General features: G+C 44.1%; 10 protein-coding genes and 1 pseudogene. 8 read left to right on the top strand and 3 right to left on the bottom strand.

Annotated elements, in window-relative coordinates:
* Positions 1-122 precede the first annotated feature (122 nt).
* Positions 123-461 (bottom strand): hypothetical protein, encoded by a 339-nt coding sequence (locus IM450_RS15790; RefSeq protein WP_287665238.1) that lies wholly within the window; start codon positions 459-461, stop codon positions 123-125.
* A 15-nt stretch (positions 462-476) separates the two neighbouring features.
* A complete protein-coding gene (locus IM450_RS15785) occupies positions 477-1,775 on the bottom strand; it encodes an O-acetylhomoserine aminocarboxypropyltransferase/cysteine synthase family protein (protein ID WP_002803145.1) in 1,299 nt (432 codons plus the stop codon).
* Between the two features lie 729 nt (positions 1,776-2,504).
* Here IM450_RS15785 and IM450_RS15780 point away from each other — a divergent pair.
* Together IM450_RS15780 and IM450_RS15775 are read left to right on the top strand one after the other, a co-directional pair.
* Complete coding sequence (locus tag IM450_RS15780) at positions 2,505-3,311, top strand: prohibitin family protein (protein ID WP_287665235.1); 807 nt, start codon at positions 2,505-2,507, stop codon at positions 3,309-3,311.
* A gap of 71 nt (positions 3,312-3,382) precedes the next feature.
* Positions 3,383-3,547, top strand: a pseudogene (locus IM450_RS15775) (YidH family protein); the annotation flags it as partial.
* Positions 3,548-3,660: 113 nt separating this feature from the next.
* Here IM450_RS15775 and IM450_RS15770 read toward each other — a convergent pair.
* Positions 3,661-5,043 carry a hypothetical protein gene (locus IM450_RS15770; RefSeq protein WP_287665232.1) on the bottom strand — a complete coding sequence of 461 codons (1,383 nt, stop codon included), beginning with the start codon at positions 5,041-5,043 and terminating at the stop codon, positions 3,661-3,663.
* Positions 5,044-5,230: 187 nt separating this feature from the next.
* Here IM450_RS15770 and IM450_RS15765 point away from each other — a divergent pair, with 187 nt between their 5' ends.
* The 6 genes from IM450_RS15765 to IM450_RS15740 form a co-directional block, all read left to right on the top strand.
* Positions 5,231-8,995: a WD40 repeat domain-containing protein gene (locus tag IM450_RS15765; RefSeq protein ID WP_287665229.1), complete on the top strand. Its 3,765-nt coding sequence runs from the start codon at positions 5,231-5,233 to the stop codon at positions 8,993-8,995.
* A 21-nt stretch (positions 8,996-9,016) separates the two neighbouring features.
* Positions 9,017-9,505, top strand: a complete 489-nt coding sequence (locus IM450_RS15760) for a hypothetical protein (RefSeq protein ID WP_287665226.1) — start codon at positions 9,017-9,019, stop codon at positions 9,503-9,505.
* Between the two features lie 23 nt (positions 9,506-9,528).
* Positions 9,529-11,034, top strand: a complete 1,506-nt coding sequence (locus tag IM450_RS15755; protein ID WP_149979298.1) for a tubulin-like doman-containing protein — start codon at positions 9,529-9,531, stop codon at positions 11,032-11,034.
* 10 nt (positions 11,035-11,044) lie between these two features.
* Positions 11,045-14,299, top strand: coding sequence for a hypothetical protein (locus IM450_RS15750; RefSeq protein WP_287665223.1), 3,255 nt, complete (start codon positions 11,045-11,047; stop codon positions 14,297-14,299).
* 82 nt (positions 14,300-14,381) lie between these two features.
* Positions 14,382-15,305 (top strand): hypothetical protein, encoded by a 924-nt coding sequence (locus IM450_RS15745; protein ID WP_287665220.1) that lies wholly within the window; start codon positions 14,382-14,384, stop codon positions 15,303-15,305.
* Between the two features lie 21 nt (positions 15,306-15,326).
* Positions 15,327-16,649, top strand: a 1,323-nt coding sequence (locus IM450_RS15740; protein ID WP_287688713.1) for a hypothetical protein, incomplete at its 3' end; no start/stop codon positions are given.

Raw genomic sequence — 16,649 nt, 5'->3', positions numbered from 1 at the left:
TTTTTATGGGCAGATATTTTAAAACTGTCTCTTGAAGCTAATTATGATGATTATCTTGAAAAAAAATGATAATTAGACAGAAGTTCTCTATGTGAACAAGAGAACTTTATCTTCTTTTGTTTTCAAAATGAGAATTGCTGGGGTTTACCGGTACGGGGATCGATCGAAGTGGGGCCGGTTGTCCCGTAGCAACTGCCGAGAATATTGCTACAGACAATAAAATCCCGGGTGGGATCGAGAACGCGTCCGGTTCCTAACAAAGGTTCCCACCAAGCTTCCACGTCGGCCCATCCCGTGAAGGCATGACAGACAATAACCCCGTTATCCCGCTTGTTATTCAAAATTCCCCAGGTTCGATAGGCGATCCGCACCCTTTCGAGAACCGCCCCCGATTCGAGAACAAAAGGATGCGGTGGGGAATAGAAACGGGTTTCCGGGGAGATCAAGTCTAGGCGATCCATGGGCGGGGTGGTGGGTTATAAACTCTGGAAAGTTTGCTGGAAATCCTCGATAATATCGTCAATATGTTCCAAACCCACGGAAACGCGGATTAATTCGGGCGTTACTCCCGCCGATCGCTGTTCTTCTTCGTTTAACTGCTGGTGAGTCGTCGAGGCGGGATGGATAACCAGGGTTTTTGCGTCCCCCACGTTGGCGAGATGACTAGCTAGTTTCACCCGGTTGATAAAATTCCGCCCGGCCTCGAAACCGCCCCGAATCCCGAAGGCTAAAACCCCGCCGAAGCCGTGTTTTAGGTACTTCTTCGCCCGTTCGTGGTAAGGATGTTCCGGTAATCCGGGATAATCGACCCATTGCACCTGCGGCTGTTCTTTTAACCAGTTCGCCAAGGCCAACGCATTGGATACATGACGATCGACCCGTAGGGAGAGGGTTTCCAATCCCTGTAGCAGTAAAAATGCGTTAAACGGACTCAAGGCCGGCCCGAAATCCCGCAATCCCTCCACCCGGGCCCGGATAATAAAGGCGATATTGCCCAAAGGGCCCGACGGTCCGAACACCTCGTAGAAATTCAACCCGTGATAACCCGGTGCGGGTTCGGTAAACTGGGGAAATTTGCCGTTTCCCCAGTCGAATTTCCCCGAATCGACGATTACTCCGCCGATGGAAGTGCCGTGACCGCCGATCCATTTGGTGGCCGATTGCACCACGATATCGGCCCCCTGTTCGATCGGGCGACAGAGATAGCCGCCGCAGCCGAAGGTATTATCGACGATGAGGGGAATGCCGTTCTCGTGGGCGATATGGGCCAGGGCGGCAAAATCGGGAATATTAAATCGGGGATTGCCGATCGTCTCGACGTATAAGGCTTTAGTGCGATCATCGATCGCCGCTCGAAAAGCCTCGGCCTCATCGCCATCGACGAACTTGACATTTATTCCTAAACGTGGTAGGGAGACTTTGAACTGATTATAGGTTCCGCCGTAGAGGTAGCTAGTGGAAACGATATTATCCCCCGCACCGGCAATATTAGCGATCGCTAGAAATTGGGCTGCCTGACCGCTAGAGGTGGCCAGGGCCGCCGCACCCCCTTCTAAAGCGGCGATCCGCTTCTCGAAGACATCGGTGGTCGGGTTCATGATCCTGGTGTAGATGTTACCGAACTCTTCTAGGGCAAACAGTCGCGCCCCGTGGTCGGCATCGTTGAAAACGTAGGAGGTGGTTTGATAGATGGGAACGGCACGGGCGTTGGTTCCGGGGGCAGGTTCCTGGCCGGCGTGTACTTGCAGCGTCTCGAAACGGTAACGGTCAGACATAGGCGATCGGGGAGGAAAATAAAGGGGAAATTCCTCGATTTGTGCGATCGAGGAAAAAGGGTGATTAAATTACCTCCTTAGGGGATGGAATGGGTACAGTGGGCTTATCTGCTTACTGTATTTTTCTATCATAGCCATCTTCTGCGAGTCAATTTATTGAGATATCCTTTATACAAAATATCTTTTATACCGAAACTGGATTGTGTTAGGGTAATTGCTAAGTAAGTGGTTCTAATCCCCTTAATCCCCCCTTGATCAGGGGGTGCCGATCCCCCCTTAATCCCCCCTTAATAAGGGGGGCATCTGACAATTTTTAACACCTACCTACTTACAAAAGAAAGTACCGGCTAGACTGGTGAAATGAGAATGTACCATTTAAGACAAGGGAAATTTTGTTATAATTGCTTCTGGATAACCCTGATTCCTTTCTTGGATAAATAAATGCCTTTTTGACCAAATTTCTGACTAAACCTAACGAGATGCTCGTTTTAATCCATGATTACTAAAACATTTAATTGGCGAATATCATAACTATAAATAGACAAGTATTTTACGATATTTTGCCAGCCAGAAGGGAAATAAATAACGAGACTAAATCTGACTTCATCTTCATTTTCTAGTTGCTGAAATTATTAAAATAGATAAAACTGTCACTAATTACCAAGATAAAATCAGCCCTTTTATTTATATGTAAACTTATACTATCAACCATCTCTATTCTCAATTAAAATGTTTAAAACTCGTCTTTTTGCTAGGCCAAGTAATCTCTTTTTTTTGTTATTAATTTTGGCGATTATTTTTAATCCTTTCGTGATTGTCAATGCGGGAGAAAGAGGGGTTTTAATGGTTTTTGGTCAAGTACAGGAGAAAATACTTAATGAGGGCATTCACGGGATTATTCCCGTTGTTAACACGGTAAAAAAACTAAGTGTGAGAATTCAAAAACAACAGATAGCGGCCGAAGCTTCCTCCAAAGACCTACAGGAAGTATTCACAGATGTGGCCCTGAATTGGCATATTTTAGCATCAGAAGTTAATAATATTTTTCAACAAATTGGCGATGAAGCGGCTGTCATCGAACGAGTGATCGATCCAGCAGTGGAGGAAATTCTCAAGGCAGTTATGGCTAAATATACCGCCGAAGAATTAATTACTAAACGGGAGGAGGTGAAAGGGGAAGTGGATATTCGTTTGAGCGAAAGACTGAAAAATTATCATATCGGTGTCGATGATATTTCTTTGGTTCATGTCAATTTTTCCGATCGCTTTACCGATGCGGTGGAAGCCAAACAAATTGCCGAACAGGAAGCCAAAAAAGCCGGTTTTATGGTGCTGAAAGCTCTGAAAGAATCGGAAGTGAAAATCAATCTGGCTAAAGGAGAGGCGGAAGCTCATCGCATTCTCCAAGACTCCTTAAGTCCAGAAGTTTTACAGAACAAAGCGATCGAAAGATGGGACGGTAAACTTCCGCTATTTATGGATGATAATCTGCTTAAGTCCCTTGAATTGGTTAAAGATAAGCGAAAAACTAGATGATAAAAACAATTTATTAAAACCAGAAGAAAGAATACTTGATTTTATTGAACTTCACTGCGAGGAACTCCTCTATGCTGTTTAAATCCCAAAAGACAAAGCAGAAATTTAACCCCGATTACTGGCGAGATCATTCGGCCAACGAACGCACCTATCTGTCTTGGATGCGCGCCTCGATCGCTTTGATGGGTTTTGGTCTGGTCATTTTGCGTTTACGGACAGCATCTTCTACGGCCCTAGAGGTCTGTCAAAGCAATAATTATGGATAATGGGAGGAGTAAAATAAGCAAATTAACCCACTTGTATCCGTCAATTTCAACTTTACCGACTACTAGGGCCTGGTGATGAAACCCTAATTTTTCTCGATCGCGTAACAGAATCGGCCGATTTTCGGGGGATTTTCGGCCATGAGGTTGGCCGTGATCGTTTTTAGGCCTCGAAGAAAAGGGAGTAAATTATTCGTTTTCGAGCCATCTTGTTGATTATCCCGGCCGATTTGCCAGTTCCACTCTTCCCACCAAGGTTGTTCCTGTAGATTCTTGGCGACGAGATCGATCGTGAAGAGGTAAATTCCTGGTTCGGGAAACTTATCGGGGTGGATCGTGGTGACAAAATTTAGCTTTCGGGGAGCTTGTCCAGCTGGGGAATCGAGATTCCATTTGGATATCTTGATCGCTTTTTGTAAATTGGAATCATCTTTTAAAACTTCTTTTGAGTTTTGAAATGTGTTCGAGAATTTATTGGGAACCTCGATGCTTTGTAAGGGTTCGATCGAACGGACATCGATCGCCACCGTATGCTCGCTCGTATCAAGGGAAACACTATCGGAAATCTCAATCGCATCTGTAGAAGTTTGCGGTATTTTCCAGAGTTGATTATTCTGGTCTTTAGCTTGAACTCTAAAGCCATTTAAGGATAGATTCCATTCTCCTAAAACTGCTTTTTCTTCGGCGGGTTTTTCTTCAATTTCTCGATCTAACAAAAATGGTTCCTTTACAAGATGATTGGGTGAAAAAATAGCAATTTTGCTATTGGCTAAAATGTTCTCTTGGCGTTCTTGTAAGCTGGCAAAATATTGAGTTATGTCGTTGTGACGACCAATAAAAACTACATAAAATGGACGAAATTTATTGCTAGATTTCTCGTTGGGAAAGGGAAATTTTTTGATCCTGTTTTGCTCTTGCACATAGACGGTTCCTTCAAATTCGCTTTGAATCGCCCAAATCGCTACGGCGTATTCAGGATGCTTTGAGTTTAAATAAGTTTCTTGAATTTTTCTCGTGAGAAGTGTCACATCTCCCGATGCTTGATCGAGATCAGTAACGATAACCTGTAGGGAATTTTTTGTCCCTGGTTCGACAATTAGATTTTGAATAGGAGCGGAAACATCGGGAAAATCTGTACCATTATAAAAGGTGGGAAGTTGGGCTTTTCTAAAATCACTACGGGTGAGCGCATTTCCCGAACGATAGTATTGAACAGGAGTTTTACTGACTAAAGATAGGGTTTCGTCGAGCAGTTTTAGGGTTTGCACATAGAGGCTACCAGCATCGCTAACGTAGCCCAACATTGAGCTAGATCCATCCACTTGAATCGAGATGCCTAGAGGGGTTGAGCGAGTATCCGTCTTTTCGATCGGGGTAGGTACGCACGAAAAAGGCTTTTCTGCTGTATTGCAAGATACAATTCCTAAACAAGTGACTATTGTTATTACTAACCATCGAGCGCGCACCATTCGATCTCCTCGTGAACTACTGCTACCTTCTCTCCTATACTAGGACGGATTCGACGAAATTGGCAGGATGAGAAGGAGTTAACTTTTTTTACAATCCCCCGTGTTGTAATAATAGCACTATAATATGTCAAGTATAGGTGTGCAGTTAATTTCGAGATAGATTGGTTGAAGGGGAAAGATAACGGATATGTATATAGAGCGGCCAGCAGATCGAGATCTCTATGATAGGTTATCGCATGGAGATGATTGTCTTGTTTTAAGTCCTCCAAAAACTGGAAAAAGTTTTTTACTAGAAAGAACGCGCTCGCGTCTTGAAAATGATGGAGTTAAGTGCGTAAGTCTTCGGATGTCCAGAAATCAGCAAGATAACCCTAGAACTAGCATTTCTACAGAGTTATATTGGGAATTCATTCACGATCTAGCGACACAGTTCACGACCCAGAATGGTGATTGTTTATTGCAAGATACAGATTATCAAGCCTTTAGACATTCTTCTTTGCAACCTGGTGCGGAGCTTTTAATATATTTTATCGAAAACATTTTATTAGAAAAAGTTCAAGATGACAAAATTGTTATTTTTATCGATGAACTAGAGTTTCTTTTGAATGAAAGATCTTATTTTCCCACATTTTCCCAGCACTTTTTACAAACACTACTCCATTGCTACGAGCAACGTGATCCCAAACGTGCTAAAAACCAAAACTATCGGAACTTTCAGAAAATCACCTTTGCATTCTTTGGCGAGAAGAAGTCTCTCACCTTAAATGATAATCGCCAATATGAACTTATTTTCAACCCATCCACCCAGATAAGTATCGGCGATTTTACACTTGAGGACTTAAGACAAGGGCAGGGATTGGCACATTATTCAGACAAAGTTAAGAAACTGAAAAATTTGGAAACAGCACTCCAAAAAATACTGGATTGGACGCATGGACAACCACTACTGACTCATGAATTTTTAAAATTATTTTTTAAGACTGATAATTTTACATTACCTAGTATTTCGGAAGACACAGCGCAAAGCTGTATTGAAAATATTGCCACAAAACGTATATTAGGAGGACAAAAAATTTCGGGGCATCTGAGCAATATTCGTGAGATGCTAAATAGAAACGGTCAGTACGTCAATATCTGTCAGGAAATTTTACAAAGAGGAGGCAGAGACACTTATCGTCGGACTCCAGAACAACAAGAACTAATTAATTTAGGTCTATTGGTCAGAGAAAATAATGAGATAAAGATTCACAATCGAATCTACGAAATCTTTCTTCAAGACTTTATCGCCTCTGCCCCAAATCTGCCTGAAACACCGAATCCGACTGAAACACCGAATCCAACTGAATCCCAAAATTCGACTGAACCCCCGAATCAGAATGAATCCCAAAATTCGACTGAACCCCCGACCCCCCAAGCTAAAACCTCGAACTCGCCAGCATCATTGAGCAAACTCGTAGAATGTTTTACAGAAATTGTAGAAGGGGTGCTATTATTTTTGAATATTTTATACCCCAACCCCCTCTGGTCAAAAATCAGCGATATTTTATCCAACTTCCTACCTAAAATAACAAATGAAATACCAGAAAGTCGGCGTAGAAAAATCGAAAATTGGGTATATACAATTAGAAATTCTTGCAATAGTCGAAACAGATCATGCTTGTTTTCTGGAGGTCGAAACATATCACTCTTTTTCTTGTTTCTTGCAGTAGTCTTAGGAATAATCGTTTTATATTCCTACATCGATATAGGAAAAATGCAAAATGCAGGAATGGAAGCTTTAAAGAATTTTGAAAATCAAGAAATAGAAGCCTTAGAAAAGGCAATAACATCAGGGGATCAAATTTATAATAGCCGATTTAATAACATACCCCTACTTAGAGAAAATCTGCCATCCTCTCCTCTATTAGCCCTACAAACTATCGTTACTCAAATTCATGAAAAAAACCGAATTACCCCCGATCCGAATATTCAAAACCTAATGAAAGCGGTCAGTTTTAGTCCAGTGGGTAATTTAATTGCTACTGGTGGAGAGGATAATAAAATTCGACTCTGGAAATTATCGGGAAAATTTAGAGGAGACTATAATAATTCAAAAGAAATTATAAGTCTAGAATTTAATCCTGATGGAAAACAACTAGCAGTTGGTGGAGAAAACGGATCTGTAAAAATCTTGCAAATTCCTGACTTGACATTGATTTCCGAACTAACTAAATGTCATCGAGATACTCAGGGCATCCGTAGTCTTAGTTTCTCTGAAGATGGTAAGTACCTAGTTACTGGTGGTGGTGATAAAGTGTGCCTATGGAACTTGGAAACAGGCAATAAAGAACAAGATTTCGATACTAATGGAACTGTATTTAGTTTAAGTTTACGAGATCAAACAATTGCGATTGCGATTGCAGGAACAAAAGGATCGATAGAGCTAAAAACTTTAGAAGGAAAAAGTCTTATATCAAAAGAACTCGGACAAAGAGTTCCTTTTGACATCAGCTTTAATTCAAAGGATACAAAGCTCGCTACAGCAGAAAAAAATGGAAAAATTACGCTTTGGAACTGGCAAGAAAATAACTCTCTTAATTACCTAAACGATTGGGATATTTACAAAGAACCTGACAAGAATCCATACACGAAGGTTGATTTTTTTGGAGACAACTTATTTGTTGTTTATGAAAATAAAGATTTACTCAAACTTCTTGTAATTAATTTGGAAAATGAACCAAAACCAGAAATATTGAAAGAAATTGCTTTAAAAGGTTATGCCTCAAAGCAAAAAACTAAAGACAAGGAAATTGAAAACGCTAGTTTTAATCTTAAAAGTAAGAAACTAATTACAGTCGCCCAAGAAAATCAAGCTCGTCTATGGGATTTTTCTTCAAAATCTACACCTTTCTCAACTGGGGAGGTATCGCTTAAAAACTTAACCTTGCGTTCTGACAATAATTCAAATGATCCTAAGACACTATCCATTGTTACTTTAGACGAAAAGGGCAACGTTCAATTATGGTCTATCAAAGGAAGGGAAATTCCCTTCAAAGATGAGGAGAAAGTATCCCCATCTATAGCAATTGGTTTTACACCAGAAAGCGATCGGCAAATTGTTTCTGTCAATAAAGATGGAGTTATTGATTTCTTGAATTTAGAAGGAGTAGTACAAAATCCCATCTCGATATCTACTGGACAGGATAATATTACAAGTATTGCCATTCATCCTTCTAAAAAGATTATTGCTACAGGTGATAAACAAGGTGCGGTAACGTTTTGGAATTATAAAAAAAAGCCCACTGAAAGCCAAACGATGCCTAATCCTAATGGGGGAGAAGTAAAGTTCATGAGCTTCAGTCCAAATGGTCAACAGTTTGTTTCTGTAGGAACTGAAGGTGTAAAAGGTGTAAAGCTCTGGAATATATCTGATTTGAATGATCCGAAAGAAGTGCCATTGGAAGCGCATGACAATGACTACTCGGGAGGTGTTAGCGGTTTGGATATCAATGAGAACGGGGATATCGCCATAGCGGCAACCGAAAAGAGTAAGATTTACTTATTTGATCGATCTGGTCGAAGCATTGAGCCGCTCAATACTGGATACGAAAAAGGTATTATAGATATCGGCTTCGGTCAATTTAACGAGAATCCATCAAGCTGGCTGAGTTCGGCTCGCTCGTACTTAGCTACGGTGGGTGATGATCGAGTTATTAAGATATGGGATTATTCTAAGCGGCAAAAAATCGCCGAATTCACCAGCGATTTTGTTAAGGTTAATAAATTTAGTTTCAGTCCCGATGGAAGATCTGTTGTCGTCGAGGGGGATAAGGGTAAAATTGAAGTATTTTCAGTGCAACCCTTACACGAATTATTAAAAAGTGGTTGTGACTGGCTCGTTGACTACCATTCTAATCCTAGCCGCTCAGAGTCAGAAGTGGCTAAAACCTGTAGTAAATATGTAGGGAAATAATCCCATTAGATAGAGATAACTATGAAACCTGGTGAAATAATTCGTGTGATCGCTATTATCGTCGTGGGCGCGATCCTTATGTTCTTGATTCAACCCTTGATCTTTAGAACGGGAGCGATTTGGTCGCCCAGCGTTCAAGATCCGGGAGCGGCCCTAGCGAGTTGGGCGAGTGGGGCGTATATGGTGGCGGCGGGGGTGGTTTTCGGATTGTCGATCGCTTGCACAATTCTCTGGTGCGTGATGACGGCGAAATCGGCCGCTAGACGACCGGATGAACTCAGAGCTTGGAGCTTGTGGTGGTGGCTTCTCGGAATCGTTCCTATTCTGAGTATCGGTCTCGCCATCGGGTTTTTCAATCCGATCGAAGAACTGCGTTTACTCCTCGCCCTCTTTTTTGTACTGGATATCCTCATCCTGTTTTGGCTACCGACTGCCAGTAGCACCCCGGGCCTGTTGATCTACACACCACCCCTATCCCATCAACTGCGGGATATCATCGATCGATTTTAAGAAAAAAAAGGAGGCAATTCAGTATGGCCATGTATGTGATCGGCATCGGGGGAACGGGGGCGAAATGTATCGAGGCAATCACGAAACTCGCCTCGGTGGGACTGTTTACCGAACAACCGTTAAAAGTTCTCTTTATCGACGCGGACGAAACCAACGGGAATCTAGAGCGATCGAGAAACGCGCTCAGTATCTACAGCCGATGTCAGGAGTTGATCGTCGGCAAAGAGAACCAAGATAATAGCCAACTCCATCCCTGGATGAAAACTAAGATCGAATCCTTCGATCTCTGGTCGCCCTTTGGGGGGGTTAATTCCAGTAAAGAATTGAAAGCCTTTTTCAACTACAACACGCTCAAACAAAATCAACCCGCTCTCGGTAATCTATTCGATGTTCTCTACACGAAAGACGAACAGGAAGTCTCGCTAGACGTGGGTTTCCGCGGTCGTCCGGCGATCGGTTCGGCGGTGATGAGCCAAGTGGATCTCGAACGATTGGATCAAGAACCCTGGGGAGCGCTGATCAAACAAATACAAGCAGACACAGGCGCAGGAAAAGCCCCGAAAGTGTTTCTCTGCGGGTCGATGTTTGGGGGAACTGGAGCCTCTGGACTACCGACGATCGCCCGTTTACTGGCCAATAAACTGAAAAATATCGGGGTCAAAGATAAAGTCAAGATCGGTTGTCTGTTCCTGTTGCCCTATTTCGGGTTCACCCCGCCGCCAGGAGAAGATCCGGACGGGATTTTCGCTCGTTCCGAACAATTTTTACTGAACACCGAAGCCGCCCTACGCTATTATGTGACCCAAGCGCGAGAGACCTTCGATACGGTTTTTCTGCTGGGAAATGAAAACTTCTCGAAAGTGGAATTTAGCGTCGGCAAAAATAGCCAGCGCAATGATCCCCACTTCCTAGAACTCTATAGCGCCCTCGCCGCGCGGTATTTTTTCCTTCATACCGCCGAAATAGGGGAAAAAGTCGTTTTAATAGGCCGGGAGCAAATCGGTCGGCTGATTTGGGACGATCTGCCGGATCGAGCGGAAATCCAACCCGCGCTCGTCAACGGGACTCGATTCGCCTACAGTTGGCTGTCCGAGTTTGAACCCGAACTCAACGGCATCCTCAAAAGAAAAGATGATCGCCTGGTACTTACACCCTGGTCGCGCCCTTTCTTTCCCCATAAAGGCTCGGCAGACGGGATGACGCGGTTAGGTGATCCCCAACAACAGGAAGCACTGAAGACGATTAGCGCCTGGTGTCGGGATTATCTGACTTGGTTGTACCGCCTGCACCAGATCGAGGGAGAACAGATCCAACTCTTTAACACCCAAGCGATGGGTGATCCAGAAAAGTCCCTCCGACGAGAACAGTTAGCAGAACTGGTACTCGATCGCCCTCTCGACAATAAAACCAAATCGAGAGACACGATCACCTCTCTGATGCAAAGCCTACAGAGCTATAAACCCGACAACTCCGCGGAGCCTGGGATCGCCGCATTAGCCAAAGCCCTATACACCTTTTGTAAGCAATAGCCTTTAGTCTATGTTTTTATTACTGCCGAAATTAAAATCCGATAGCGATGTCCGTCCCTCCGATCAAGCGGGAAAATGGGACGCGCAAGACTTTAAAACCTTTGGCGATGTGGCCTCCAGTCTCGATTACAAATCCCCCGGCCAGGTAAAAAGTGTCAGTTCCGTCCCCACCATCTGGGCCCGTCCCCTGTCGATGCAAATGGCTCTTCACAACAAGGCCTATCCCATCCATCGGCAGATGATCGACCAGTGGCAAGGAATGTTAGCGGCCTTGGCCCTTGCGGAAACGCGGCGTTTTCCCCTCTCGGCACAACTGCTAGAACTGGGCCAACTCCGCCATCAAGATCCCTTCGCCCGTGCCCTCTACGAACTGCGCCCCAATCCCCCCAGTAAAGCCCTTTATCTTCTAGAGGCAAAAAACCCGTGGGAAGATGTCTACGTCTTTTTATGGGATGGGAAATCGGTGGGAATGTCCTCCCCCAGTACGATCGTCGTTCCCTCCGAAGCCGGCAAGTGGGAAAATCTGCCCTGGTGGAATCGGCAGACCCGTTGTTTGGAAGCGCCGCAAGGTTATCTCAATGCCAGTGAAAAAGCATTGCTCTGGCGTTGGCTGGAGAACCTCAATAACGAGTTAAATCGCTATACTGGGGACGCGATCGCCCAGAATACCATGCGGGGTCTGTTAGCGGAATTTCAGAATAGCTTGGGAGGGCAACCGGAACAACGGCTGAGTTTAAGTAATAATCCCCAATTTTTCGGCGTTCCTCTCAATCGAGGCCTTTTAAACGCCCTCAATCGTCCCGTCAAAGCCGAACCGAAAGAATCCTGCGTGCGGGTCGTGGCCAGCGAGAATAAGCGCGGCCTCGTTCCCCCTCTCCTGATTATCGATCCAGAAATCGCTCGCTCGTGGGATCGATCGCCCCAAGATATCTGGATCTATCAGGATCAAACCCTCGCCTCTCCATCTATCCTCAAGGATTTACAGACTGGGAAAATCCTCTGGAAAGATATCCGGTGGATCGAGTCCAAGGATCTATTTACCCCGGAATTTCACTTTATCGATATGGAAGATGCCCTACCAGGGGGGTTTTTGCCGGATAACACTCCGTCGATCGTGTTCAAAGGACAGGAAATCACCCCTCTCCTGCCCCTCAACCCGATCCTCCTGGACTACTTTACCCCCGAAGAGTTACTGCGGAAGCTCCAGTTCAGTACGCTCAACGGGAGTGAGGGGCCAGTTCTGCGGGTATCCCTAGACCTGCCCCTATCGGGCATGAACAATGACGAGAGAAATCCCCAGAATTATCGGGTGTTTAAAGACTATCCCATCAAGGAAGACAACGCCCTGACCCAAGTTCCGGTTTTAGAGATCTGGCCGAACTTCCGGGCCCAGGGTTGGAAGGAATATTACGCCTTTTACTACGATCTGGAATTTCTCGGTTCCTCGAATCCGCTTGATCGCACTTTTCAGGTGAATTTGCCCGGCGCCAAAGAACCGCATATTTTCCAAGATGGCAAGGGTTCCTATCAACTCACCCGACTAGAGGAGTATCCCTCCTGTATCGAATGTCGGGATAGATCGAAAAACTTCCTCGGCCTAATCCTGCTGAAAACGCCGGCATCGATCGCTCTGGAGGGTTCCTGGAAAGTGGGGGTCGATTTTGGGACATCTTTTACCAATATCTACGTCAATCGCCGAGGAATAACCGAACCGCTTCCCTTAGAAAGTCTGCATCTCAAAGTGACGGAGGTACTGTCCGATACTCGACTGCCCACCCTGTTCGAGTATTTCGTTCCCGAAAACTTCATTCCCCCAGAGAAACCGTTACCCCTCAGTAGCGTGTTAACCACCCGAAAGGCGAATAACGTAGCGAAAGAACGCCCGATCTACGACGGTCGGATCTATATTCCCGATCGCGCGAGATTTAACCCCCAAGAGGGCTGGATCGAAACCGATCTCAAATGGACGAATATCACCATCAATCGGCTTTTTCTCAAGCATTTAGCCCTTCATGTCACAGCCCTCGCAGCCAAAAACGGCATCCAACAAATCCAGTGGTCTCTCTCCTATCCTTCCGCTTTCTCCCGCGCCGATAGAATCCGCTACGCACGCAACTGGCAGGATTTAACCGAAGAGTTGCAGGCAAAAACCGGGATCAGCCAAATTTGCCCGCAACAGGATAATCTCACCTATTTCCGCACGGAAAGTGTGGCAACGGCCCAGTATTTCGCCGATCAGGAGGGTCACAACCTCGTCAATAGCACCTGTATCGACATGGGGGGAGGAACCTCGGATATCTCCATCTGGGAGGCCGACACCGATCGCTTCCAACTGGTGCATCAATGCTCGGTACAATTAGCCGGGCGACATCTGTTCTCCCAATTCTTGGAACTCAATCCCGGATTTCTCGTCGAGAAGTTTGGGGTAAACACGAGCGAATGGCAGGGATTGAAAGAGGGAAACTTCCACGCCAAGCTAGATGTCCTACTCCGCCTCGAAAGCGAGAACTGGCTCAAGAAAAGAGACTTTCTCGAAGAAGATCCCCAATTCCAGGGTTTACTCCGACTGATGGCGATCGGTACGGCGGGACTATACTACTATGTGGGGATTCTGTTACAGGTTCTCTACGAAAAAGACCGCTACAGCCGACCGGAAATCACCCCCGTGTACATCGGTGGCAACGGTTCGCGCCTGTTGAACTGGCTGGCGATTGGCGGACGGTTCGATCGTCACTCCGAAGTTAACGAACTTTTCAGTCGGATGCTGAGTAAGGCCTCCGGTTTCCCGGACACCAACGAGATCACCCGATTAAGCACCCGTCCCAAGGATGAAGTCGCCTGTGGTCTGGTACTAGACCGAACTCCCCTAGGAGGAATTATCAGCAAAAAACCAGAACCAGTCATCGCCGGGGAGGATTGCACGGTGAACGGTCAAAAAATTACGTGGAAAGACTATCTGGAGTTGGAAGGCAATATCACCGGCTTCGATATGCCCCAACTCCAGGAAGTTCCCGCTTTTCTAAACGAGTTCAACACCGCAGTGAAAGAGATCGACATTCAGGGACTTAAACCCATGCCCGCTTTTAAAAATGGCGAACTGGAGTCTAGTTACAAAGATCGTCTCTGGCGTGAAGTCCATAAAGAACTGAGAACGAATCTCGTTCACATTCGGGGAGATTCAGAAAACATCCGCGTCGAGCCACCTTTTATCCTAGGATTAAAGGCACTCCTCCGCGTTTTAGGCAAGGAGTGGGCTGGCAAATAACGGCTAACCAGAGGGGAAGTAGGAAAAATACCGGCGAGGTCTTTTCTACTCCCCTTAGCAAAAAGTCTAAGGGAGAACGATGATGTCTAATTGTCCAGTTTGTGATGCTATATATAACGAAGGGCAAGAGAGTTGTACGGTATGTAACTGGCCTCTGAATAATGACTCTCAAAAAATTATTATCTGGGCGAAAGGTATTTGGGAAGAGAAAAGTAGTATTAAAGATGAATATAACAAGCGCAAGACGAAAGATGAAGAGTCTTTAGTGGATGAAATCAAAAGGGATTTGATCGACCCTTTGCAAGCCGAGCTTATGGATTTGAAAAACTCCTTACAAGAAAAGTTACAAACCATACATTTAGAGCGAGATAGAACTCTAAAAGAACAACTAGAATCAATCAATAGTAATATTAAAAATATCGAGCAAAATCAAGAACAGTTAGCTACAAAAAATCAAGAAAACTTTTCTCGATCTCAAGAAGAAATTGAAAAAATTAGCAATAGAGTAGGAGATTTAGAAAACAATATTCGAGTGAACGAACGTGCCAATCGAAAAATGGTTTCTAACCAATCCTCATATCCTTCTGAAACAAGCGTTTCCTATCCAGAACTTTCGCCACAAACTCAGAACCCGATTAGCCTAGAAGAATCGAATCTAGCGAAAAGATATAACCGCGATCGAGAGTCTTTTTCCCAACAGGCAATCAACGTCACCGCCACCGAAGAAAGCTTGACAAAACTAAGAATCGGTAGTTCCTCGCGGGTAATCTTCGAGAAAAATCGTCGCGGCAATTATTCGATCATCAAAGAAAACGGCACAGAATATTTAGTACCGAGTAACAACCTCAGACTGAACCAACACAACTACAAAGCGATCGAAGACTTTTTCGACTGTAAAAATCTTCAGCTAGAGGGTAACTTTGAACTTCTCAAACCCGCTAGAGTTTCCGCTTTACCCGGAGGGGAAACCTGGCAGTTAGAGGAACGCGGCATCCTACAATTCTGATATATAAAATCGGTGAATCCTATGAAAAAAATCAGCTATGCTAAATTGGCTCTATCCCTGCTCCTCGTTTCTACTGTCCTCGTCGGATGCGGGAAGGGGACTGATCCCCAAAAAGAGCAAACCTCTCAAACCTCCTCGGCAACCGTCGAGAAATCTCCTCAATTACAGAGCGATATCGATAAAGCTTTCGATGAGTTAAAAAAAGAACAGCAAAAGTTTCTCGATGCCCTCAAGGGAGCGATTACGATTACTGACAAGAAAAAGCTGGAAATTATTAAGAGCGATGCGGTTAGTACAAAGATAGAAAATTTACAGACAAAAATAAAAGAGTATCGCAAAAATCAGCTACCGAAGCTAAAAGAAGAAGAAAGAGCATCCATTGAGAAAATTTTGGGTGACATCGATAGCTCTTTAGAGGAAATCTCTCAAAAGGTAATCAATCCTTTTAAGACAGGATTGACAAGAGATGCAATTGAAAATGTTCAGAAACAATTAGATTTTTTTACAAGAAGAAGTATCTCCCAAGATAATTATGGTAACTTTGGAGATACTACCGTCGGGGAAATTACGACGTTTCTTCAAGATAAACAGAATTCACTAGAAGATAATATTAAACAATTAAAATCTACCGTTCAAGGAAGCACTAAACCTCCCATCGATCCAGAAATACAAAAATTATCTAATCGAATAGCACAGTTAGAAAAAGAAAAAACCTCTTCTAATACCACTTTTCTCGTTGCTATATTAGCATTATTAGCGAGCGTAATTTCTTTGCTAAGATCCCGAAAAAAATCAAGTAAAATCTCCTCTTCCTCTACAAAACAATCATCACCCAATAGACAGGAGCCTACGAATAAGCACTTTCTTAGATTAATTCTTTCTAGATTCAATTTTTGGAGTAAAGAAACAAACCCTAAAGGAGATGGAGAGGGGGAATCTCCAGAGAACTCGTCCGCTTCAGTTGCTTCTCAGAATTGGAGTCCAAATGAAACTCAATTTTTTTATAGAGGTTATAATCAAGCTTATCAAGAGATTGATAAAAAAATCTCTGAAAAGTTTAAAGATATCGAGCGAACAATTAGACAAGAAAACCGTATAATTAATGATAGAATTGCTGATTTAGAATTAGAAAAACACAATCGGAAAACCAAAGATACGAAAGATCGGGAACAAAAAGAACCAACTGGCATAACTACTTTGAAACCTTCTGAACCACCCGCGAGCCAGACTTACCAGAGTACAGCACCTTCAGTATCTAGCTCTTCCCACTCCCTAGTAGGAGATAATTATTATCGAGATGCTCGTTCCTCATCCCCGATCGAAGTATCTCCTACAGAAGAAAGC

It is taken from the genome of Microcystis sp. M083S1 (assembly GCF_020246405.1).
Classification (GTDB): Bacteria; Cyanobacteriota; Cyanobacteriia; order Cyanobacteriales; family Microcystaceae; genus Microcystis; species Microcystis aeruginosa_C.
This window is presented reverse-complemented; position numbering and strand designations above follow the sequence as displayed.

What these genes read in the sequence shown, in the direction of transcription:
- IM450_RS15765 (WP_287665229.1), top strand. Translation starts at nt 5,231, where the DNA reads ATGTATATAGAGCGGCCAGCAGATCGAGATCTCTATGATAGGTTATCG.
- IM450_RS15760 (WP_287665226.1), top strand. Translation starts at nt 9,017, where the DNA reads ATGAAACCTGGTGAAATAATTCGTGTGATCGCTATTATCGTCGTGGGC.
- IM450_RS15790 (WP_287665238.1), bottom strand. Translation starts at nt 461, where the DNA reads ATGGATCGCCTAGACTTGATCTCCCCGGAAACCCGTTTCTATTCCCCA.
- IM450_RS15785 (WP_002803145.1), bottom strand. Translation starts at nt 1,775, where the DNA reads ATGTCTGACCGTTACCGTTTCGAGACGCTGCAAGTACACGCCGGCCAG.
- IM450_RS15780 (WP_287665235.1), top strand. Translation starts at nt 2,505, where the DNA reads ATGTTTAAAACTCGTCTTTTTGCTAGGCCAAGTAATCTCTTTTTTTTG.
- IM450_RS15770 (WP_287665232.1), bottom strand. Translation starts at nt 5,043, where the DNA reads ATGGTGCGCGCTCGATGGTTAGTAATAACAATAGTCACTTGTTTAGGA.
- IM450_RS15750 (WP_287665223.1), top strand. Translation starts at nt 11,045, where the DNA reads ATGTTTTTATTACTGCCGAAATTAAAATCCGATAGCGATGTCCGTCCC.
- IM450_RS15755 (WP_149979298.1), top strand. Translation starts at nt 9,529, where the DNA reads ATGGCCATGTATGTGATCGGCATCGGGGGAACGGGGGCGAAATGTATC.
- IM450_RS15745 (WP_287665220.1), top strand. Translation starts at nt 14,382, where the DNA reads ATGTCTAATTGTCCAGTTTGTGATGCTATATATAACGAAGGGCAAGAG.